Raw genomic sequence first — 20939 nt, forward strand, 5'->3', positions numbered from 1 at the left:
ATTTTTATCGCGGGGACGACGACGGTCGCACATGACAGAGATCATCGACGGGGAGGCGGTGGCGGCCGACGTGCGGGACGCGGTCGCCGACGAGGTGGCGCGGCTGGCCGACGCCGGCGTCGAGCCGGGGCTCGCCACCGTGCTGATGAGCGACGACCCGGCCAGCGAGACGTACGTCTCGATGAAACAGCGCGACTGCGAGGAGGTCGGCATCGAGAGCTTCCACGTCGAGATCGACGCCGACGCACCGGCCGAGGAGCTGTACGAGACGATCGACGACCTCAACGATCGCGACGACGTCCACGGGATCCTGGTCCAGCTTCCCCTCCCGGACCACGTCGACCAGCGGACCGTCCTCCGGCGGATCGACCCCGAGAAGGACGTGGACGGCTTCCACCCGGAGAACGTCGGGCGCCTCGTCGCGGGCGACGCCCGGTTCAAGCCGTGTACCCCACACGGCGTCCAGAAGCTCCTCGACGCCTACGACGTGGAGACGGAGGGCGCCGACGCGGTCGTCGTCGGCCGCTCCGACATCGTCGGCAAGCCCATGGCGAACCTGCTGATCCAGAAGAGTCCCGTCGGCAACGCGACGACCACCGTCTGTCACTCCCGCACCGAGGACCTGGAGGGGAAGCTGGCGGGCGCCGACATCGTCGTCGCGGCCGCGGGCATCCCGCAGTTTGTCGACGGCTCGATGATCAAGGAGGGCGCGACCGTGATCGATGTGGGGATAAATCGGGTGGACGCGGACACCGAGAAGGGGTACGAGCTCGTCGGCGACGTGGAGTACGAGTCGGCGAGCGAGGTGGCGGGGGCTATCACGCCCGTTCCCGGCGGCGTCGGGCCGATGACGCGCGCGATGCTCCTTTATAATACGGTGAAGGCTGCCGGCCTCCAGCGCGACGTCGACGTGAACCTGGACTGAGACTGAGAGGCTGCGGACTCGAACGGTTCGCTCGCGGTTGGTGTTTATAAATGGTCGAACAATCGTTTATATACTGTTGCTGCTAGATCGGCGGCGAACACCGCCGAAGCCCCAGCCGCTCGTTTATAAATAATTGATGACGGATCAACGACAGAGACCTCCAAAGCCCCAGTCGCGAGGACGCCGTACGCTCGCTGCGCTCCTCACTCGGTCCTCCGCTCCCTCGTTTCGGTGCTTACGTCGCCTACGGCGTCCTCGCGACTGCCCCTTTGATTCCCGCCCCACCGGAAGACGTTCCTGCTCGCTCCCTTCGGTCGCTGTGCGGGCTGCGGCTTCCGTGCTCCCGCTCGCTTCGCTCGCGGGAACGCACAGCAACCGCACCTCACGCCTCCCCAACCTCGTCAGTCGCCGTCGCTTCGCTCCGGCGACTGACTCCCTCGCGCGTGCTCCTCGCGCCCGTCGGGCGCTCGGAGGCACGCGCCACCGCGTCTGTTTATAAGTAAGCGGTCGCCGCCGCGACGCCCGTTCAGTCGTCGTCTGCCGCGACGGCGCGGTTCCGGATCTCGATCCGGTCTTCGATTTCTGGGTCGATGCCGTGTTCGCGGGCGTACGCCGCCAGCACCTCGTACTGGATGTCGGCCTCGTCGATCCGGTGGCGCTGGGCGAGCGTCGGGTACTCGTGTTCGGAGTGGAGCAGGTACTCCGAGACGGCGACCGTGTAGCGGGCGTCGGGGTCGATCGGCTCGCCGCCGACGGTGGCTTCGAGGATGAGTTCGGCGTCGTCGTCCCAGACGACGCGCGCGTTCGAGACGTGGCCGTGCCACCAGTGGTCCTCGCCGAAGTCCACGTCGGGCGCGGCCATCTCGCGGAACACGTCGTGAAGCTCCGCGCCGGTGACAGAGGCGAGCGCCACCGGCTCCTCGAACGGGATCAGGGAGATCAGGTCGGCCTTCGTCACGTCGCCCGCCCACGGGTCGCCCTGCCGGAGCCCGCCGGCGTTCGACAGCCCCACGTCGGCGTCGTGTATCCACCGGAACGCGTCCGCGACGAAGTTGCCGACGCGGCACTCCCCGCCGTGGACCACGTCGCCCGACCGCTCGATCGGCTCCTCGACGACGTCGACGGTCTCGTCGAGGTCGGCCGCGGCCATCCGCTCCGCGAGCGCGTCCGCGAGGTCGGGCGCGGGGTCGGCGCCGTCGGGCTCGTGGAGCGTCGCCGTCGGGGGATCGGCGTCGAGGTCGATTTCCGCTACTGTCTCCCCGTTGACGCCGGGCCGGACGAGCAGCGTGTCCGCGACGACCTCGTTCCGGCGGCTGTGGACGTGGCCGCCGAGTATCGCGTCGACGTCGAGCTCGCGCGCGAGGTCGTCGTCGCCCGCGCCGAGGTGCGAGAGGACGACGACGTGATCGAGCGGGTCGGCGTCGGCCGCGTCCTCCTCGCTTCCCGAACCCGACCTCCCCTCCCCGCGCTCGGCGACCGCCGTACGCATCTCCGCGAGCGCGTCGCGCACGGCCGACACGGGGTCGTCGAACGCGAGGTCGGCGGCCATCGGGTTCAGCGAGTCCGTCGCGGGGTCGGTGACGCCGACGAACCCGACCGTCGCGCCGTCGACCTCGCGGGTCGCCCACGGGACGACGCCCTCGTCGCGGCCGAACGGCTCGCCGTCCTCGTCGCGGACGTTCGCGGAGACGAACGTCGCGGGCGAGTCGGCGACGAGGCCCCGGAGCGCGTCGGGACCGTAGTCGAACTCGTGGTTTCCGAACGTGTCGAGGACGGTGTCGGTCGCCTCGTAGAAGTCGAGGACCTGCCTCCCGGTCGCGACCAGCGAGAGGACGCCCGGCGCGGTCGTGTCGCCGGTGCCGACGACCGCGGCGTCGGGGCCCGAGAGCGCCCGGATCCGGCCGGCGAGGCGGGCCGCCCGCTCCGGGGCGTCGAAGACGTTCTCGATGTCGGAGTAGTGAACGAGACGGACCATTCGATACGCGAACGGAGGGGCGAGCCGGGCTTAAAAATCGCGGAGTTCGCCCACCGCTGCGGTCCCTCGGTCGTCGCCCCGTGATCCCCGCTCGCACACGCGCGGGTCATTGAAAGCGCTTTTATGGATGTCCGGACTACCACGGGGCACAGCCTCTGTGGGGTCGATGATGTGCCGTTCCGTTAGGGACCGACCACGGGACGGACACGCGAGCCTACACGGAGGATAGGTGAACAACATATGCCCGTTTACGTAGACTACGACACCCCGGCGGACCTCGCGGAGCGATCCCTCGAAGCGCTCGAGGTCGCCCGAGACACCGGTACAGTAAAGAAAGGAACCAACGAGACCACCAAGGCCGTCGAGCGCGGCAACGCCGACCTGGTCATCGTCGCCGAGGACGTCTCCCCCGAGGAGATCGTGATGCACCTCCCCGAACTCGCCGAGGAGAAGGGGATCCCCGTCGCCTTCGTCGACACGCAGGACGAGGTCGGCCAGGCCGCCGGCCTCGAGGTCGGCTCGGCCGCCGCCGCCGTCGTCGACGCCGGCGACGCCGCCGACGACGTCGAGGACATCGGCGAGAAGGTCGCGGAGCTCCGATAACCACCCATGAGCGCAGAAGAGGGCACCGGCGACTCGACGACCGCGGAGGTCATCGAGGTCGTCGGCAAGACCGGGATGCACGGCGAGGCCATGCAGGTCAAGTGCCGCATCCAGGAGGGATCGAACCAGGGCCGGATCATCACCCGGAACGTCCTGGGTCCCGTCCGTCTGGGCGACGTGCTCCAGCTGCGGGAGACCCAGCGCGACGCCGACTCAATCGGAGGCCGATAACCAATGGTCGAGACACGTACCTGCGATTACAGCGGTGAGGAGATCGAGCCCGGCACGGGCACGATGTTCGTCAAGAAGGACGGCACCGTCCTCCACTTCGTCGACTCGAAGGCTGAGAAGAACTACTTCCTCGGCCGCGAGGCGCGCGACGTCGAGTGGACCGAGGAGGGCCACCGAGCCGGAGGCGACGAGCAGTGAGCCACCACGACGAGCGCACCTTCGTGATGGTGAAGCCAGACGGTGTCCAGCGCGGTCTCATCGGCGAGATCGTCTCTCGCTTCGAGGACCGCGGGCTCAAGCTCGTCGCCGGGAAGTTCATGCGGATTGACGACGACCTCGCCCACGAGCACTACGGCGAACACGAGGGCAAGCCGTTCTTCGACGGCCTCGTCGACTTCATCACCTCCGGCCCCGTCTTCGCGATGGTGTGGGAGGGCGCGGACGCGACCCGACAGGTCCGCGCGATGGTCGGCGAGACCGACCCCGCCGAGTCCGCCCCGGGCACGATCCGCGGCGACTTCGGCCTCGACCTCGGCCACAACGTGATCCACGCGTCGGACCACGAGGACGAGGGCGCCAACGAGCGCGAGATCGACCTGTTCTTCGACGACGAGGAGCTCGTCGACTACGACCTCGACACCTCGGCGTGGGTGTACGAGGACGAAGACCACTGACGCCGCGGCTCTCGGAACTTTCCACTTTTCGCTGCGCCCGACGCCCGCCGAGCCCTCGCTCAGTCGACACACCCCGTTTCCGGTGAATAACGCCCGGTAACTCGTCGCGGTCTCTCGGTTTCCGTGAGAAATCTGTTTATAAATCTACTGGGAACGACCCCGCCGTCTCAGGTGTCGACCGCGATCGCGGTCCCGTCGTCCGCGACCACGATCACCTCGTCGCCGCCGTCGCCCGTCACGTCGGCGAACAGGGGGCCGCCGTAGGCGACGACGTCGCCGGCGTCGCCCCGGGCGATCACCTCGCCGCTCTGGGTCATCGCGAGCACCCCGCCGGCCCGGTTGAGTACCACCGGCGCGCGCTCGCCGTTCCCGTCGACGTCGGCCATGCGCGGCTCGTTGACCCGGGTCGACGCGCCGTACTGCTGTTTCCAGACGACCTCGCCGTCGAGGAGGTCGACGGCCCACACGCTCCCGGAGCCGCCGACGTACACCCGCCCGGGGTCCGCGTCCCCGACGGCGATCGGGCGGTCCTGGAGCTTGACCTCGTACCGGTCCGACCCGTCGCTCGCCTCTACGGTTTCGATGGTCCCGCTTGCGCCGCCGAGCGCAAGCACCGGCCCGTCGCGGCTGTCCGCCGCGTTCCAGCTCAGCGGGTTCACGCTCGGCTCGGTCGTCCAGCGCGTGCCGCCGCTCGCGTCGAGCATGTGGACCGTCGCGGGGCTCCCCGCCGTCGTCAGCACCGCGAGCCCGCCCCGCACGTCGGCCTCGGGGTCCGGCTCGACGACGAGCGGCCGGCGGCTGATCTCGCCCGACAGCGAGGCCTCGGCGACCGGGTCCCCCTCGCCGTCGAGGACGCGAACGCCCCCGTCCGTCGTGACCGCGGCGACCTCGCGGCTCCCGTCGCCGGTGAGGTCGCCGATGGTCGGTCGGAGGCCGGCGGGGCCGCCGAGGTCGACCGCGAACCGCTCCGTCCCGTCGACCGCGTCGAGGACGACGAGCTCGCCCGCCGCCGTCGTGAGCGCGACCACCGGGTCGCCGCCGAGGGTGCCCGCGGTGAGGCCGCTGACGGCGAGGGGATCGCCGCCGGCCCCGTCGGTGTCGTTCCCGCCGGCGTCCCCGTCATCGCCACCGGTGCCGTCCCCGCCGCCGCGCTCCGCGTCCGGTCCGGAGACCGGTGCTGTCCACGGCGTCTCGTCCGTCCCGGCGACCGTCGCGGTGACGACCCGCGACCCGTTCTCGACCGCGGGCCGGAGGAGGAGCGGGTCGCCGTCGACGGTCGCGACCACGGCGCCGCTGCCGTCGTCGCCCGCGGCCGGCTCGGACTCCCACACGACCGTGGCCTCCGTCGTGGCGTCGTCGACGCCGACGAACGCGAACAGCGCCACGCCGACGCCGGTCGCGCCGCCGGCCAGCAGTATCAGCGTCGCGAACAGGACGCGTCGGTCCATTTGAATCCCCTTCGAGCGTCGCCGTGAAACGGTTGTCGGATGCGCACCCCGGCCCCCGGCGCTCGGGACCCGCGCCGGGAGGCGGTCCTACCGCTCCAGCAGCGTCGCCACGTGGTCGGCGTGCGCCTCGCCGACGAGGTCGCAAAGCGTTGCGGGATCGCGCTCGCCGTCGGCGTTCACCAGGTAGACGGCGCCGTCGCGGTCGCCGTAGACGCCGTGGAGGTCGTAGACGAACCCGTAGACGGTCGCGTCCGCCGCCTCCTCGCTCTCTCGGGCGAACGCGACCTGCTCGTGGACGTTGTACTCGACGAGGCGGTCGCGGACCGAGGTATCGGCATCGTTGTCCGCGTTCTCGTCGCCCGCGCGGTCGCCAGCGACGTCGCCCCCCTCACCGACCACGGCCGGGTCGGTCAGCCCGGCCTCGACGATCGGGAGCAGCGCCTCGACGTCGGCGCGGACGCCCGGTTCGGCCGGGAACTCACCGGTGCGAGCCGCCGTGAGCGCGGCGTCGACCGCGCCGCAGCCGGTGTGGCCGACCACGGCGAGGACCTCGGTGTGGGTGTGCCCGAGCGGGTACGCCACGCTCCCGTCGAGGACGCGCTCGCCGTCGACGAGGGCGCTCACGCTGTTGCCGATGGCCCCGGAGGTGAAGAGGAACCCCGGCTCCTCGACGGCGAACATCCCCTCCTGGGAGACGCGCGAGTCGGAACAGCAGACGGAGACCACGCCGGGTCGCTGGCCGTCGCGCTGCCGGTCGAAGGAGCCGGACGGGAGCGCGGCGACGTGGTCGTCGTTGCGGTCGAGGAGGTCGACGAGTATCCCGCGGTGCATATCGTCTCGACCCGCCGGAGAAACAAAAAACGCCGTGGCCGCTGGGTGGCTCTCCGCGAGAGCGCCCGCCTCGCCGGCGGCGGAATCGCGGGCTGCCGCCGCCGAAACGGGGCTCGTCAGGCGACGAGTCCGACCGCCGCCACCAGGAACCCGACGACGAATATCGCGAGGAGCGCGACCGTCGCGACCACGACCGCGGGCGCGAGCGCCTCCTCGTTCTCGTCGAAGACGAAGTCTTCCATGTTCTGCATGTCCGAGGCCTCGTCGCGGCGGGGTTTGAACGCTTCGACCGAGGCCGCGCTACCCGCCGAACCGGTCCGTCACTGGTCGAGCCAGACGTTGTTGTAGTCGCTCAGGGCCCGCGGGTTGTACTGCGAGCGCGGGTGGGCGACGAAGTCCTCGACGTAGTCGCGGATGCCGATGGAGACGCGCAGGCTGTAGCTGGGCAGGTGGACCCGGTCTTCGAGCACCGTCGGAATGATCGACTCGTACAGTTCGCGCCGCTCGTCGATGTCGCTGGCGCGTCGGGCCTCGATGATGTCGGCCATGAGGTCGTCGTTCTCGTAGTAGGTCCCGTTGGTGGCGCCGATCTGGCCGTCGTGGAACAGGTTGTACACGTACGAGTCCGGGTCCGGGCCGCCGAGCCACCCCAGCGCGTACATATTGTAGTCGTCCTCGTCGCCGGTGTCGTACGTGTCGAGGAACGTCCCCCAGTCGTACCGGCGCACCTCCGCGTCGTAGCCGGCCTCGTTCAGGCCGTTCGAGACCGATATCCCGATCTGTTCCCGGAGGTCGTCCGGCGGCACGATGATACGGAAGTTGTAGTCCTCGGGCACGCCCGCCTCCGAGAGCAACTCCGCGGCGCGGTCGACGTCGCGGTCGTGGCCGATGTCCGCCCACTCGTCGGTCGGGAAGTCCCACGAGTCGGCGACCGGGAGCGGCACCGGCGCGTAGTTGCGCTCGCCGGCCGGCTCGATGAAGTTCGAGACCGCCTGGTCCATCGAGACGGCGTAGTCGATCGCCTCGCGGACCTGCGGGTCCGCGGTTGGCCCCTCGTTGCAGTTGAACGCGATGTAGTAGTAGGAGATGCCGGGCTCCGACTGGAGCGACATGTTGTCCGCGCTCTGGACCGTCTCCCACGTCTGGGGCGTGATCCCGTCCGCGACGTCCGACTGACCGGTCTCCAGCGAGACGACGCGCGTCGTGCTCTCCGCGACCGGCTCGAACCGGAGCCGGTTCAGGTGCGGCAGCGTGTCGCCCCAGTAGTCGTCCCACTTCTCCAAGTCGACGTAGTTGCCTTCCTTCCAATCGACGAACTCGAATGGTCCCGACCCGACCGGATTCTCGAGGTTGAACGCGTCCTTGTCCTCCTCGCGGACCGACTCGGGGACCACGTTCCGCGTCAGCGCGAGCGTGTAGAAGGGGCCGTACCCGTACTGGAGGTCGATCTGGACGGTCCGGTCGTCGACGACCTCGATCGCGTCGATCATCTCGACGTCCGGCGCGTTGGCGGTCTCCTCCTCGACCGGCGCGAGCAGCGAGTACCTGACGTCCTCGGCGGTGACCGGGTCCCCGTTCTGGAAGCGCGGCCCGTCGCGCAGCTCCACGACGTACCGCGTCCCGTCGCGTTCGACGGTCGGCTCCTCGCTCGCGAGGTGCGGAACCGGGTCCGTCCGCTCGTCGTAGGCGTACAGCGGCTCGAACACCTGCGAACACACCTGTTGCGAGTAGATGTCGTTGACGACGATCGGGTCGAACTCGATCGGCGACACCTGCTGTGAGTACACCAGCTCGCCGCCGCTGACGGGCTGCCCCTCGCCCCCGCCCCCGTCGTCGGTCCCGTTGCCGTCGGTTCCGCCGGTTCCGTCTCCGGCCGTTCCGTTCCCGTCGTCGGAGCCGCGGCCGGCGCACCCGGCGATGGCCCCCGCCGTCACTCCGGTCGCGACGCCGCGGAGCACGCGCCGCCGCGACCGGTCGAGTTCACGTGACATGGGACGGCGTTTCTCCCCTGTATATAAATCAACGCACACACGGGCAGCGTTCGATCCTACGTCGGATAACCGGAAACAATCTCCGCCACTTCGCCGTTGCCGACGTGTTTTTGTGCGTCGGGCGAGGCGGATCTGCCAAGATGCCACGCGAACAGTACCAGACGAAGCTGGAGGGACTCCGCGACGACGTCCTCTACATGAGCGAAGTGGTCGCCGAGCGCCTCCGCATGGGGCTCGACGCCCTCGAACGGCAAGACGCGGAGCTGGGCGAGGAAGTGATCGCCGGCGACGCCGAGATCAACGACCTCTACCTCGAACTGGAAGGGCAGTGCACTGATCTCATCGCGCTCCAGCAGCCGGTCGCGGGCGACCTGCGATTCATCGCGGCGTCGTTCAAGATCATCACCGACCTCGAACGGATCGCGGACCTCGCGACGAACCTCGGGGAGTACGCCAAGCGGGCGGACCGCGAGGTGTTCCCCGACGTGGACGTCCAGCGCATCGGCGACGACACGCTGGCGATGCTCCAGGAGGCGATGGACGCGTACGCGGAGTCGGACTCCGAGCGGTGTTACGCCGTCGCGGAGTCGGACGACGACCTCGACGCCGCCTGCGAGGCCGCGAGCGAACTCGTCGTCCGCGACCTCATCGAGCGCGACGAGCTCCGCGAAGAGGAGGACGTGGAGGCGACGATGCGGAACGTCTCGCGGCTCCTGCTCACGATCCGCGACCTCGAACGCGTCGGCGACCACGCGGTCAACATCGCCGCCCGGTCGCTGTACATGATCGAGAACGACGACGAGCTGCTGTACTGAGCGAGAACTGCGGCCCGTCCGAGCGGCGAGGACTCGCCGCGCCGGCGGCCCGTCCGCGACCTGTCACCGAGCGAGACGCTGCCCCCGCGTTATATCCCTCCGACCCGAGACGGCGCACACATGGTTCTCGGAGCTATCGTCTCGTTCGTCGTCGCGCTGTTGGTCGGTGGACTGGGCATATACGTCAGCGGACGCGTCGTCGCGGGCGTCGACGACTACTCGCACGCGGTGGTCACGGCGCTGCTCGGCGCCCTCGCGTGGGCGATCGGATCGCTGATCCCGCTGATCGGGTCGGTGGTCGCGCTGGTCGCGTGGGTGTGGGTCATCAAGTGGCGCTACCCCGGCGGCTGGAAGGACGCCGCGATCATGGGGCTCGTCGCGTGGGCGGCCGCGCTGGTCGTCATCGCCGTCCTGAACGGCGTTCTCGGCCTCGGAATCAGCGCGTTCGGCGTCCCCGGCGTGTGAACCGCTCGTCGCGGCGCCGGCGGCGACGCGGTGCGCGTCAGACCGCGACCCACCACGCCGCGGCGACCGCGACGCCGCCGAGGATCGAGCTCAGGACGGCGTGTCGGCGGAGCCGGTCCCGGAGCCGGTGGCCGTCGGCGTCGTGGTCCGCGGCGTCGACGGGGCACGTCTCGCTCCCGGTGGTACACTCCGGCAGCAGATCGACGGCGACGTGAAGGAACACGCCGGCGGCGATGCCGAAAAGGAGCCCGCGAAGCCCGCTCTCCGGCGAAAGCCCGACGATACCGACCGGGAGGGCCACGATGCCGACCGCCGCCGCGGGCAACAGCAGGGTGACGACCGGCTGCCCCCGCTCGGCGAGCCGACGGGCCGCGGCGTACCCGGCGGGCGCCTTGTGCGAGACGAGCGCGACCCCGAGGACGGAGGTGAGCGAGGGCATCGCCGTGTAGATCGCGCCGATGATCGCACCGGCCGCGAGCGCGTGAACCGTCAGCTCGGCCGTCGTTCGATCGACGGGTAGCTCCAGATGGGTGAACCGGTGTCCGACCGTGTGTCCGGCGTACCCGCCCAGGAAGCCGACCGCTATGCCGAGGCTGCCGAGTCGGCCGTGCTGGCCGAGCGCCTGCGGGATCAGGAAGAGCGCGGCGCTGGTCACCATCGCGCCGCTGGCCAGCCCGTACCCCCAGACCGGCTCCAAGGGGTGGCTGCTCCGCACCGCACGCGCTCCGAGCGGTGCGCCGACGGCCATCGCCGCGAACGCGGTCCAAGAGACCGCCACGAGCTTCCAGTTAACCCCGTCGGCTATCGCCACCAGCGACAGGAGTACCAGTGCTATCAGTCCGGTCGCTCCGACGGCTCGTTCACGGCCGGCCGTCGGTCGGTCCGTCGTAGCTCGGGAGAGACGTTCTCCGGTCACTATTGTATAGTAATAACTGAACTGCCGAAATTAATAAAACTTCGGCGCGTCTTCGGAGCGGACGTGGACCCGGGGCTACGGACCACGAGACCGACCGTATCGGTATTTTGAACGCGTTTAAACTGTCGGACTCGGCGCGACGGGTACCGGCGGCGCACCCTCGTCGAGCGGGCTGTGACCTCAGTCGTCCGCCACGGCGGGGGCCGTGCGCGGCTCCGCGTGCGCTTCGGCCGCTTCGGGAACCGGCGCCCACGCCAGTTCCTCCTCGTACTCGAAGGCGCGGTGGTCGCGCGTCGGGTCGACGACCGTCAGCGAGAGCCAGTCGTTGTCCAGCAGGCCGGTCACCGCCTCGTTGTCGGCCAAGACCTCCGTGACGCGGTCGACCGGCGCGTGGACGACCGTCGAGAGCCGGAGCGGCTGGTGGTACGGCTCGCCGGCGGCGGCCTTGACCGACTGGAGCGGGAGGCCCGTCATGAGGTCGCCGCCGTTGCCCTGGTAGACGCCGACGTTGCCGACGGGATTGTGGGTCGCCTTCGACCCGCTCCCGTACGCCGCGTTGTCGACCGTCGAGAAGTAGTACTGCGCGTTGATCCACTGCGTGACGACCATCGGGCCGGTCAGGATCGCTTCGAGCGCGTCGCCGTCCGGGTCGGTCGACCAGTCGTACGAGTGGAGAAAGACGCGCCCGTCGAGGTCGAGGCCGCTCGTCAGCTCGCGGGGACCGACGACGAAGCCGGCGTTGCCCGCCAGCCCCCACTCGGGGCGCGTCTCGGCCCAGTCGGCGGCGCGGCGCTCGGTCTCGCGGACGGCCGACTCCTCGGCCTCTTGCCCGGTGCGCTCGCGTGCTGCGCGCCCGCGCGAGACCTCAAGGTCCGCGCGCAGCCGGTCGAGGTCCGCGGCGTGCGAGTCCGGCACGTCGCCGTCGTACAGTTCGATCTCGTCGGTCGTGGTGTTGTGTTCGGCTGCGAGGAAGACGGTGTCGTCGGGCACGTCGATGCCGCGCTCGCGCAGCCCCGCCCTCACCTCCGAGTCGTTACAGATCGCGGCGAGCGCGCGGGCGTTCGGGCCGCCCGGGTTGCCGGCGCAGGCGCCGCAGTCGAGGCTGGAGTCGTAGGGATTGTTCGCCGTCTCGGCCGCGTGGCCCGCGAAGACGACGAGGCGACCGAACGCCTCCCACCCCATCAGCTCGAACGCGGTCGCGGCGTACTCGACCCGCTCGTCGCGGGTCAGTCCCGTCGGAAGCCCCTCATTGGAGGCGTCGTGCTCGTGGACGCCGGGCTCGCAGAACTCGTGGTCGTCGGGCACCGCGTCGTCGGCGCCGGCGAGCAGGTCGCGCACCCGGCCGGGAACGAGCGTGCGCGCCGCGAGCGCGAGGCCGTACCCGCTCCCGGCGCCCTCGACGAAGCTGAACGCGGTGGCGGGGTTCGACCGCAGCGTCTCGACCACCTCGCCGGCGGCCTCGCGGAGGTCGGCCCAGCGGTCGCGGCTCGCCCGCGCGTCGTCGTCGCCCGGGACCTCGGAGACGCGGTGTTGCGGGTCGACGATCGGTGGACACGCCTCGACGGACACGTCGGTGTCGTACCCGGTGTACTCCATCGGGACGCCGAAGAAGCCGGCGTACCCGTGCGTCTCGTAATCGCCGGTCGCCTCGACGTGCCGGCGGATCACCTCCGAGCGGGTGTCGATACAGAAGACCAGCTGGGCGTCCGGGCGACCCGACGCGCCGCCGTCGGCGCGGGCCCCGTCCTTCCCACGTGCTTCGCTCCCCCGGTCGCGCGCCTCGCCCTCCGCGGCGACCCGCTCGACGAGCCCGTCGCGGTAGGTCGCCTCCCACGCGCTCAGAAACGCGTCGGCGATCTCGTCGCTCGGTTCGACCGCCGGCTCGTCGGACTCCTCGGGCGGCGAGAGATCGACCCCGAAGGCGTCCGCCAGCGCCAGCCGCGCCGCGAGGTACCCCGCAGGCGTGATCGGGTACGCGGACTGCCACGCGCCGCCGTCCTCGGCGCGCCGCGTGAGCAGACCGGTCCACCCGGGGAGCGCGGCGAGCTGCGCCTCGAAGACGGCCTCCCAGCGGTCGCGGGGATACGGTGCCAGCGCGGCCTCGATCGCCTCGGTCGGCGACGCCGGCAGGTCGGCGGCGAGTCCCGTATTCGGAATTTCGTCGTCGTACGCGGCCACCGAGCGGAACGCCTCGTAGAACCCCGCCTCGCGGTTCGGCATCGCCCACTCCGCCCGCCCTTCGTCGAGGAACGCCGACAGCCACTTCGTTAGCACGCGGTCGACGCGCTCGGCGGCGGGGGCCGCCCCTTCCGTCCCGCCGGCCCCGCCCGACTCGTCCGTCTCCTCGGCGGTCTCCAGCCGCTCCAGCAGGGCCTCGGGGTCGGCATCGTAGCCCCGGTCGGTCAGTTCCGCGTCGAGCAGCTCGGGGGCGATCCGTCCCTCGTCGAGGGCCGCCCGGAACGTCTTCGCGCGCGGGTAGCCGCGGCCGCCGAGGAGGCCCGCCGCCCGGCTCACCGCCTCGTCGAACGGCCGGTCCTCGAAGCCGGCGAGGGGGTTCGCGGTCACGAACGAGTGGACCGGCCAGACCGAGCCGACGGCGCTCGCGGCCGCGTCGATCTCGTCTTCGACCGTGTTTCCGTCGCGTCCCGTTGCGTCCGCGTCGTCTCCGGTGGTGGATTCAGCGTTCATCGTACTCCTCCGTGGCGGTCAGGAGGGTGTCCGGTGCGGGTTGCCCCGCGTTCGTGAGCGCGACGTAGAGGCGCTCGCTCCGCTCGTGGACGCCGGTCTCGATCCCGACGTACGCGGCGAGGAAGGCGACGGCGACGAGCGCGTGGAGCGCGGTCAGCTCTGTCGGGGCAGAGACGAGCGGCACCCCGGCGAGCAGCCCCGAGACGGCCCTGTACGCGAGCGCGTACACGGCGATCGCGGGGAGCGCGACCAGCGGGACCGCCCCGTAGCGGGCCGCCGTCGAGAGGCCGGTCCGGCGGACGGCGCTCCGGGCCGCGTGGAGCGTCGTGAGCGTCACGAACCCGGCGAGCAGCAGCCCGCTGTCGACGCTCGTCCCCTTCCCCGTCAGGAGCGCGAACGTCGCGCCGCCCGCGACTCCGGTCGCCAGCACGACGACCGCGCCGGCGACGCCCGTCCCGTCGGGCTCGTGTCCGTCCTCGCTCGGGGCCGCGTGCTCGACCTCGTCACCCGCGCTCAGGAAGTGGTACGCCTTGTAGAAGCCGTGTAAGACGAGGTGCGTGACGGCGGCGGCGAAGAAGCCGAGCCCGGCTTGGACGATCATGAAGCCCATCTGGCCGACCGTCGAACAGCCCAGTTCGCCCTTGACGTCCGACCGAACGGTTTTGAGCAGCTTTCCGGCCAGCGCGCTCGCGGCGCCGACGACCACGATAGCGAGCATGAGCCCGGTCTCGACGGTCACGACCGGCGCGAAGCGGGTCAACAGGATGCCGCCCGCGTTGACGAACCCGGCGTGCATCAGCGCCGACGCCGGCGTGGGGGCGGTCATCGAGGAGAGCAGCCAGCCGTGGAACGGGACGAGCGCCGACTGGATCATCGCCGCGAGGACGAGCGCTGCGCCGGCGACGAGCCACGCGGGCCCGCCGAGGGCGTCGGCGCCCGCGGCGATACCGGAGACCGTCGTCGCGCCGGTCGCCCACCACAGCGCCGTCACGGCGACGCCGAGCAGTGCGCTGCTGGCGAGGAAGTACCGGCGGGCGACGCTCGCGGCGGCCCGGGCCTGCGGCCAGCCGTCGACGGTGCCGATGAGCCGGGCCATCAGGAGCCCCATCGCCAGCCAAAAGCACCAGAACAGCGCGACGTGGTCGGCCGCGACGAGCGCCATCACGGCGAGCGTGAACCCGAAGACCCCGAGGAAGAAGTCGGCCTCGTGGGCGCTCCCCGCCATGTAGCGGCGCGAGTAGCTGTGGACGATCCCGCTGAAGAACGTCGCGACGACCCACAGCAGGACGGTCAGCCCGTCGACGGCGACGGCGCCGGGGATCTCCCACGGCCCGCCGAGTCGGACGTGGGCGACGAGCGCGGCGACGCTCGCGGCGAACAGCGTCCACGCGAGCCGCGTTAGTGCGACGGGAACGGCCGACGACTCGGCCGTCTCCCGGAGCGCTCCGACCGTCGGTTTCGAGGTGCGTCCTGACATCGTTCGACCAGTCACGCGACCGCGGCCGGCGTCCGGAGCGCCCCCGGATCCGGTATCGGTCGTGTCTACCCTGGTTTGAGAACACAATGTCTATTAAAACTGTCTGTGTTCACAAAACGTTCGAATAAACAAAATTATAGAACATTATGTTTATCGGAGCGGCTGGTGAGCGGCGAGCGCGTCGGCCCGGCGACGGGGCGCGTTCACGAACCGTTCGCCGCCGCCACTCAGGAAATCATATCGTTCCCGAGTTCGGAAGGCCGGTATGGAGGAACTCTCGGGGACCGTCCTCGCCGGCGAGTCGTTCGACCCCGTCAGCGGGCGCGTCGTCGTCGACGACGGGCGGATCGAGGCCGTCGAGGAGGCGGCCACCGACTCGACGGACATCGTGCTGCCGGCGTTCGTCAACGCGCACACCCATCTCGGGGACTCCGTCGCGAAGGATGCGGCGGTCGGCCTCTCGCTCGACGAGGCCGTGGCGCCGCCGGACAGTCTGAAACACCGCCGACTGGCGGCCGCCGACCGCGACGAACTGGTGTCGGCGATGCGGCGGACCCTCCGGTTCATGCGGCGGACCGGCACGGTCTCCTGTCTCGACTTCCGGGAGTCGGGGCCTCCCGGGGCGCGGGCGCTCCGCGACGCGGCCGAAGGCACGGGCGTCGACCCGTTCGTCCTCGGGAGCGGCGACCCGTCCGTCCTCGACGTCGCCGACGGGTACGGCGCCTCCGGGGCGAACGACGACGACTTCGCCGCCGAGCGCGCCGCCTGCGAGGAGCGCGGCCGGCCGTTCGCGATCCACGCGGGCGAGCCGGACGCGACCGACATCCACCCGGCGCTCGAGTTGGACCCGGACCTCCTCGTTCACATGGTCCACGCCGAGGCGGACCACTTGGAGCGGGTCGCGGACCAGTCCGTTCCGGTCGCGGTCTGTCCGCGAGCGAACGCGGTCCTCGACGTCGGAAAGCCGCCGATTCGGGAGCTGCTCGATCACACGACGGTCGCGCTCGGCACGGACAACGTCATGCTGAACCAACCGTCGATGTTCCGGGAGATGGCGACCGCGGCGAAGCGGTTCGACGTCACCGACCGGGAGGTGCTGCGGATGGCCACCGCCGCGGGCGCCGAGATCGCCGGCCTGGACTGCGGGGTCGTCGAACCGGGCCGGCGGGCGGCGCTCCTCGTCCTCGACGGCGACTCGAACAACCTCTCCGGCACCGAAGACCCGGTGGCAGCGGTCGTTCGGCGGGCGACCGCGCTGGACGTCGAGCGCGTCCTCGTCTGATCGCGTCCTCGGCTCGCCCCGCCTCGGTCAATCCTCGCCGTTCCGCTCGACGTCGAACTCACCGAACGGGGTCGTCTCGTGGGTCCGCACGAGTACCTCGTCGGCGACGGTGACGCCCATGTCGAGGAGCGCCTGCGCCACCGGCGTGATGTCGTCGTCCGACTCGCCGACCACGGTCACGAGGAGGTTCTGCTCGCCGGTGACGAGCTCCTGGACCGACACGACGCCGTCGATGTCGAGGATGTCCGGGATGAGCTCGCCGCGCTCCGGAATCGACGCGGTGCAGTAGAGCAGCATCCGGAGGGGGTACCCCGACCGCTGGTAGTCGACGCTGGCGCTGTACCCCTTGATCACCCCCTCGGATTCGAGCCGCTGAATCCGCTTGCGGACGGTGCTGTCCGAGGTGCCGGTCCGCTCCGCGACGTCCCCGGACGACGTGTTCCGTGCGTCCTCCTGTAGCGCGTACAGGATCGCCCTGTCGACGTCGTCTATCGCGCCGTTATCCATACCGCGGTGATAGACGCGCGGCCGTTTTATACGTTGTCGAGACCGCCACGTCCGCGTTTTCGGCCGCGGTCGTCCCGATCCCGACGCCTACATACGATCCCCGCCAGTGGGTCGGATATGGGTACGTACACCGCGGACATCGACGTGCGGTTCCGCGACATCGACGCGATGGGCCACGTCAACAACGCCGTCTACGCGACGTACATCGAGCAGGCGCGGACGCGGTACTTCAGCGACGTCCTCGACGCCGACCTCTCGCGCGTGTCGACCGTGCTGGCGTCGATCTCGATCGACTTCCGGCGGCCGGTCGAGCTCGTCGACGGCGAGGTCACCGTCACCGTCGACGTGGCCGACCTCGGGCGGTCGAGCGCGACGATGGTCCACGAGGTCCGGGCCGGCGGCGAGGCGGCCGCGGAGGCCGAGGCGACGCTCGTCTCCCTCGACCCGGAGACGGGGGACCCCGCACCCATCCCGGAGGAACACCGGGCCGCGATGGAGTCGTACCACGACCTGTGAGGCGCTCGGGCGAGGCTCCGCGCCGCGGTCGCGGCGGAGGGAGGCGCGGACGCACACCTTCTTGACGGCGCGGACGGATCGATCGGTATGAGCGTTCGACTGTACGCCCTCGACGGGTGTCCGTTCTGCGAGACGGCCGCCGAGGCGTTAGACGAGGCCGGCGTCGAGTACGAGACGGAGTGGGTGGAGGCGCTTCACTCCGACCGGAATGGGGTCAAGCGCGTCAGCGGCCAGCGCGGCGTCCCCGTCCTCGTCGACGAGGAGCGCGGCGTGACGATGGCGGAGAGCGCGAACATCGTCGAGTACGTCGAGAGGACCCTCGCATGAGCATCTACACCGGCCGCGGCGACGAGGGCGAGACCGACCTCCGGGACATGAGCCGGGTGTCGAAGTCGAGCCACCGCATCGAGGCGTACGGCTCCGTCGACGAGGCGAACGCGCTGCTCGGCACGATTCGCCCGACGGGCCACGACGACGTGGACGACCTGCTGGAGACGATCCAGAACCACCTCCACATCGTCCAGGCGGACCTCGCGAACCCCGATCCCGACCCGGAGGACCCGCAGGTCGAGAGCGAACACACCGAGGCGTTAGAGGCGCACATCGACGCGTTCGACGAGGAGCTGGAGCCGCTCACGTCGTTCATCCTGCCCGGCGGCGGCGAGGCGGGGGCGGCGCTCCACCACGCGCGCGCCGTGGCGCGACGGGCGGAGCGCCGCGTCGTCGACCTCGCGCGCTCGGAGCCGATAAACGAGGCCGTCGTCACTTACCTCAACCGGCTCTCGGACCTCCTCTTCACCCTCGGGAGGGTCGTCAACGCGCGCGACGGCGAGCCGGAGGAGTCGCCCTCGTACTGAGCCCGCGCCGTTTCGACCGCGGGGGCGGCCCGGGTCCCGAGCGCGCGATTTTTCCCCGTCCCGCGCGAGGTGCGGGTATGACGCTCGACAGCTACGCGACGGCGGTCTCCGGTCTCGACCCGGCACCCGGCGAGGTCGAGACCGCGGAGCTCGTCGTCACCGACGACGTGCTCGTGAAGGCGTTCGTCCTCGGGCCGGACGCGGCGGTCGACCCCCACGAACACGCCGACGCCACGAACGTGTTCCACGTGGTGGAGGGCGAACCGACCGTGGTCCGCGACGACGAGGAAGCGGCGCTCGCGGCGCCCGCGGTGGTGCCGAACGAGCGGGGCGCGGTCCACGGCGCCCGCAACGACACCGACGACCGGGCCGTGCTCACGGCCACTCTCGCCCCCCTCCCCTGATGGACGGCGAAATCGACCCCGAGGAGCTGTCGGCGCTGTTCGACGAGCGCGACGGCCCCGCGGACGACACCGACGGCGACGACGACGAATCCGAACCGCTCCGTATCGTCGACATCCGCGACCAGCGCGCGTTCGACCGCGGCCACCTCCCCGACAGCGAGTGCATCCCGTTCCCGGAGCTGACGAGTCGGATCGCGGAGCTCGAGGGAGCAGAGCGGATCGTCACCGTCTGTCCGCACGGCGTCGCCAGCCAGCAGGCGGCCCAGCTGATCGGCAGCTACGAGGGCACGCAGGACGCGCGCGTCGAGAGCCTCCGCGGCGGCATCGAGGCGTGGGAACGGGAGATCGGTGAGCTGACCGAATCGGAGAACCCCGACGCCGACCCGGACGAAGGTCCCGAATCGCCCTTCTGACGCGCGGCGGCCCCTTTTAAATGGCTCAGATCGCGCGGACGCGGACTCGCCAGAAGTCGCGGAACGCGTCGTCGAGCGCCGCCTCCGGCTTCCCGGTGGCGTCGGAGACGTCCGTCACATCGGCGCGGTCTCGCACCCGGCCGAGGACGCTGCGCTCGCCGACGGCGATCACGCGGTCGACGTCGTCCCCATCGGCGACATCGGCGAGCGCCTCGTTCGCCTTCTTCAGGTGGTCGTCGATCTGTCCCTCGCGGCGGCGCTCGAAGCGCCCCTGCGAGAAGCCGCCCTTCGAGTGCGCCTCCTTCACGTCGCTGGTGAACCCCTCGAAGGCGACCCGCTCGTCGCCCTCGTAGGTGCCGACGGCGAACACGTCGGAACGGACCAGCGCGAACGCGAATCGGCCGGTCGGGCGGAACCACGCGTCGTCGAGCCGAAATTCATCGCCCCAGCGGTCGAACGGTTCCGGTTCGATCGGCGGGGTCAGCGCCGCGCTCACGGCGCCGGTGTCGTCGGCGAGGACGACCGCGGGCGCGGCGCGCCGGACCAGTTCCGTGCGGTCGCCGAACCAGTCCGAGACGGTCGCCGGAACCGAGTCGGCGTCCGGGACGTACGCCGCAAGTAGCCCCTCGGGGTCGTCGCTCTCGACGCTCCGAAAGCGGTCGAGCACGTCGGCCAGCCGCGAGCCGCTGCGGTCGCTCACGCGCCGGAACTCGACGGACGCCTCGGTCCCCTCGGCGCGCTCCAACCGCTCTTCGAGCGACTCGATCCGGTGTTCGAGTTCGTTGACGCGCTCCTCGGCGCGCTGGCGGTCGGCGACCGCGTCGGAGCGCCGCTCCTCCTCGGCCTCGGCGCGGCGTTCGAGGTGGCGCTTCTCCTCCTCCAGCTCCTCGATGCGTTCCTTCAGCTCGGCGCGCCCGAGCAGCCTGTCGATCATACCGAATCCGCGACCCCCTGCGACCTAAAAGGTGCGTCTGCGGCGGCGACGTGGTCGAACTCACTTATAAATGAATGCCGTGCGGTGGCGCGTGCCGGTGAGCGCCCGGAGGGCGCGAACCGCACGCGCGAGGGAGTCGCGGCCGCTTTTAAGCGGCCGCGACGAGGCTGGGGAGGCGTGAGGCGCGGTGCCGTGCGGTGCGGGGCGGGACTCAAAGGGGCAGCCGCGAGGACGAAGCCCGACGACGTAAGCACCGCAGGGAGCGAACGAAGTGAGCGACCGAGGAGCGCAGCGAGTCGTGCGAGTCCTCGCGGCTGGGGCTTTGGCGGTGTTCGTCGCAACAGTGGCTGTGTATCGCCGAGCGGCTGGGGCTTTGGCGGTGTTCGTCGCAACAGTGGCNGGTGTTCGTCGCAACAGTGGCTGTGTATCGCCGAGCGGCTGGGGCTTTGGCGGTGTTCGTCGCAACAGTGGCTGTGTATCGCCGAGCGGTTGGGGCTTTGGCGGTGTGGTCCGTCAGTGTGGTAGCAACTATTTATAAACAAACGGCTGAGGATTCGGAGGAGGTCGCCGCTGGAGTCCAGCTGCGCATTTATAAATAGACACTATTGTTCCCCCGAAAAACGGAGTCACTTTCCGCGTATCACGCGTTCACGAACGGCTCCCACCCCTCCCAGCGCAGCAGCTTCTCGGCGCGGTCCGCGTCCGCCAACAGCACGTTCCGGCGGTCCGGGAGCGTCTCGTCGGCGAGCTCCCGCGGAATCGCGAGCGTCCCGCTCGGGACGTCGTCGTCGCCGGCGACCGGAATGTGGCCCCCGTCGACTTTCATGACGAGGGGGGCGTCGAGTCGCTCGACCCCCTCGCCGTCCGCGTACAGCTGCTCGTTGACGTGCTCGTGGTCCGCCCGCTGGATGACGGCGCGCTCGCCGTCGCGGGGTTCCACGTACAGTTCCCCCAGGTAGTAGCCGCTCGAGAATCGCTCGAACATTC

General features: G+C 70.4%; 24 protein-coding genes. 13 read left to right on the plus strand and 11 right to left on the minus strand.

Features of this window, described 5'->3' with window-relative positions; genetic code table 11:
* Window positions 1-31 precede the first annotated feature (31 nt).
* Window positions 32-925, plus strand: a complete 894-nt coding sequence (locus C470_RS13055; protein WP_008367812.1) for a bifunctional methylenetetrahydrofolate dehydrogenase/methenyltetrahydrofolate cyclohydrolase — start codon at window positions 32-34, stop codon at window positions 923-925.
* A 526-nt stretch (window positions 926-1451) separates the two neighbouring features.
* Here C470_RS13055 and C470_RS13060 read toward each other — a convergent pair.
* Entirely contained in the window at window positions 1452-2900 is a 1449-nt protein-coding gene (locus tag C470_RS13060) for a bifunctional metallophosphatase/5'-nucleotidase (protein WP_008367813.1), read from the minus strand.
* 240 nt (window positions 2901-3140) lie between these two features.
* On the opposite strand from C470_RS13060, the gene rpl7ae reads away from it, so the two are divergent.
* The 4 genes from rpl7ae to ndk are packed head-to-tail and all read left to right on the plus strand — an operon-like array spanning window position 3141 to window position 4408.
* Window positions 3141-3503: a 50S ribosomal protein L7Ae gene (gene rpl7ae / locus C470_RS13065; RefSeq protein WP_004595322.1), complete on the plus strand. Its 363-nt coding sequence runs from the start codon at window positions 3141-3143 to the stop codon at window positions 3501-3503.
* Window positions 3504-3509: 6 nt separating this feature from the next.
* Window positions 3510-3734 (plus strand): 30S ribosomal protein S28e, encoded by a 225-nt coding sequence (locus C470_RS13070; RefSeq protein ID WP_004595321.1) that lies wholly within the window; start codon window positions 3510-3512, stop codon window positions 3732-3734.
* A gap of 3 nt (window positions 3735-3737) precedes the next feature.
* Window positions 3738-3932 (plus strand): 50S ribosomal protein L24e, encoded by a 195-nt coding sequence (locus C470_RS13075; RefSeq protein ID WP_004595320.1) that lies wholly within the window; start codon window positions 3738-3740, stop codon window positions 3930-3932.
* The gene (gene ndk / locus C470_RS13080) at window positions 3929-4408 is read left to right on the plus strand and encodes a nucleoside-diphosphate kinase (RefSeq protein ID WP_004595319.1); all 480 of its coding nucleotides are present in this window, start codon (window positions 3929-3931) and stop codon (window positions 4406-4408) included. Before C470_RS13075 ends, ndk begins: the two co-directional genes overlap by 4 nt.
* A 167-nt stretch (window positions 4409-4575) precedes the next feature.
* On the opposite strand, the gene C470_RS13085 is transcribed toward ndk, so the two are convergent.
* The 4 genes from C470_RS13085 to C470_RS13095 form a co-directional block, all read right to left on the minus strand.
* Window positions 4576-5856 carry an outer membrane protein assembly factor BamB family protein gene (locus tag C470_RS13085; RefSeq protein ID WP_008367814.1) on the minus strand — a complete coding sequence of 427 codons (1281 nt, stop codon included), beginning with the start codon at window positions 5854-5856 and terminating at the stop codon, window positions 4576-4578.
* An 87-nt stretch (window positions 5857-5943) separates the two neighbouring features.
* Window positions 5944-6687, minus strand: a complete 744-nt coding sequence (locus C470_RS13090; protein ID WP_004595317.1) for a carbonic anhydrase — start codon at window positions 6685-6687, stop codon at window positions 5944-5946.
* 116 nt (window positions 6688-6803) lie between these two features.
* A complete protein-coding gene (locus C470_RS16405; RefSeq protein WP_004595316.1) occupies window positions 6804-6938 on the minus strand; it encodes a hypothetical protein in 135 nt (44 codons plus the stop codon).
* Window positions 6939-7007: 69 nt separating this feature from the next.
* Window positions 7008-8678 carry an ABC transporter substrate-binding protein gene (locus C470_RS13095; protein ID WP_008367815.1) on the minus strand — a complete coding sequence of 557 codons (1671 nt, stop codon included), beginning with the start codon at window positions 8676-8678 and terminating at the stop codon, window positions 7008-7010.
* 140 nt (window positions 8679-8818) lie between these two features.
* Here C470_RS13095 and phoU point away from each other — a divergent pair, with 140 nt between their 5' ends.
* Both phoU and C470_RS13105 read left to right on the plus strand, forming a co-directional pair.
* A complete protein-coding gene (gene phoU, locus C470_RS13100; protein ID WP_008367816.1) occupies window positions 8819-9493 on the plus strand; it encodes a phosphate signaling complex protein PhoU in 675 nt (224 codons plus the stop codon).
* 120 nt (window positions 9494-9613) lie between these two features.
* Entirely contained in the window at window positions 9614-9958 is a 345-nt protein-coding gene (locus C470_RS13105) for a hypothetical protein (RefSeq protein WP_008367817.1), read from the plus strand.
* A 37-nt stretch (window positions 9959-9995) separates the two neighbouring features.
* Here the strand turns inward: C470_RS13105 and C470_RS13110 are convergent, their stop codons facing one another.
* The 3 genes from C470_RS13110 to C470_RS13120 all read right to left on the minus strand — a co-directional run bounded on the left by C470_RS13110 (window position 9996) and on the right by C470_RS13120 (window position 15039).
* The gene (locus C470_RS13110) at window positions 9996-10769 is read right to left on the minus strand and encodes a zinc transporter (protein ID WP_008367818.1); all 774 of its coding nucleotides are present in this window, start codon (window positions 10767-10769) and stop codon (window positions 9996-9998) included.
* 285 nt (window positions 10770-11054) lie between these two features.
* On the minus strand, window positions 11055-13562 hold the full coding sequence (locus C470_RS13115) for a DUF2309 domain-containing protein (protein ID WP_008367819.1): 2508 nt from the start codon (window positions 13560-13562) through the stop codon (window positions 11055-11057).
* The gene (locus C470_RS13120; RefSeq protein WP_008367820.1) at window positions 13552-15039 is read right to left on the minus strand and encodes a proton-conducting transporter transmembrane domain-containing protein; all 1488 of its coding nucleotides are present in this window, start codon (window positions 15037-15039) and stop codon (window positions 13552-13554) included. Before C470_RS13120 ends, C470_RS13115 begins: the two co-directional genes overlap by 11 nt.
* Window positions 15040-15304: 265 nt before the next feature.
* Here C470_RS13120 and C470_RS13125 point away from each other — a divergent pair, with 265 nt between their 5' ends.
* The gene (locus tag C470_RS13125) at window positions 15305-16321 is read left to right on the plus strand and encodes an amidohydrolase family protein (RefSeq protein WP_008367821.1); all 1017 of its coding nucleotides are present in this window, start codon (window positions 15305-15307) and stop codon (window positions 16319-16321) included.
* A gap of 27 nt (window positions 16322-16348) precedes the next feature.
* On the opposite strand, the gene C470_RS13130 is transcribed toward C470_RS13125, so the two are convergent.
* Window positions 16349-16828 carry an Lrp/AsnC family transcriptional regulator gene (locus C470_RS13130; protein ID WP_007345091.1) on the minus strand — a complete coding sequence of 160 codons (480 nt, stop codon included), beginning with the start codon at window positions 16826-16828 and terminating at the stop codon, window positions 16349-16351.
* Between the two features lie 117 nt (window positions 16829-16945).
* Here C470_RS13130 and C470_RS13135 point away from each other — a divergent pair, with 117 nt between their 5' ends.
* The 5 genes from C470_RS13135 (at window position 16946) to C470_RS13155 (ending at window position 19018) form a co-directional block, all read left to right on the plus strand.
* Window positions 16946-17344 (plus strand): acyl-CoA thioesterase, encoded by a 399-nt coding sequence (locus C470_RS13135; protein ID WP_007345090.1) that lies wholly within the window; start codon window positions 16946-16948, stop codon window positions 17342-17344.
* Between the two features lie 87 nt (window positions 17345-17431).
* Complete coding sequence (locus C470_RS13140) at window positions 17432-17671, plus strand: glutaredoxin family protein (RefSeq protein ID WP_008367822.1); 240 nt, start codon at window positions 17432-17434, stop codon at window positions 17669-17671.
* The gene (locus C470_RS13145) at window positions 17668-18201 is read left to right on the plus strand and encodes a cob(I)yrinic acid a,c-diamide adenosyltransferase (RefSeq protein ID WP_004595304.1); all 534 of its coding nucleotides are present in this window, start codon (window positions 17668-17670) and stop codon (window positions 18199-18201) included. Before C470_RS13140 ends, C470_RS13145 begins: the two co-directional genes overlap by 4 nt.
* 77 nt (window positions 18202-18278) lie before the next feature.
* Window positions 18279-18605, plus strand: a complete 327-nt coding sequence (locus tag C470_RS13150) for a cupin domain-containing protein (protein ID WP_004595303.1) — start codon at window positions 18279-18281, stop codon at window positions 18603-18605.
* Window positions 18605-19018 (plus strand): rhodanese-like domain-containing protein, encoded by a 414-nt coding sequence (locus C470_RS13155; RefSeq protein ID WP_007345089.1) that lies wholly within the window; start codon window positions 18605-18607, stop codon window positions 19016-19018. Before C470_RS13150 ends, C470_RS13155 begins: the two co-directional genes overlap by 1 nt.
* A 25-nt stretch (window positions 19019-19043) precedes the next feature.
* Here C470_RS13155 and C470_RS13160 read toward each other — a convergent pair whose 3' ends face one another.
* Both C470_RS13160 and C470_RS13165 read right to left on the minus strand, forming a co-directional pair.
* The gene (locus C470_RS13160; RefSeq protein WP_008367823.1) at window positions 19044-19952 is read right to left on the minus strand and encodes a Vms1/Ankzf1 family peptidyl-tRNA hydrolase; all 909 of its coding nucleotides are present in this window, start codon (window positions 19950-19952) and stop codon (window positions 19044-19046) included.
* Between the two features lie 640 nt (window positions 19953-20592).
* Entirely contained in the window at window positions 20593-20937 is a 345-nt protein-coding gene (locus tag C470_RS13165) for a DUF5802 family protein (RefSeq protein ID WP_008367824.1), read from the minus strand.
* Between the last annotated feature and the right edge of the window lie 2 nt (window positions 20938-20939).

This window comes from Halorubrum distributum JCM 13561, assembly GCF_000337395.1.
GTDB lineage: Archaea > Halobacteriota > Halobacteria > Halobacteriales > Haloferacaceae > Halorubrum > Halorubrum distributum.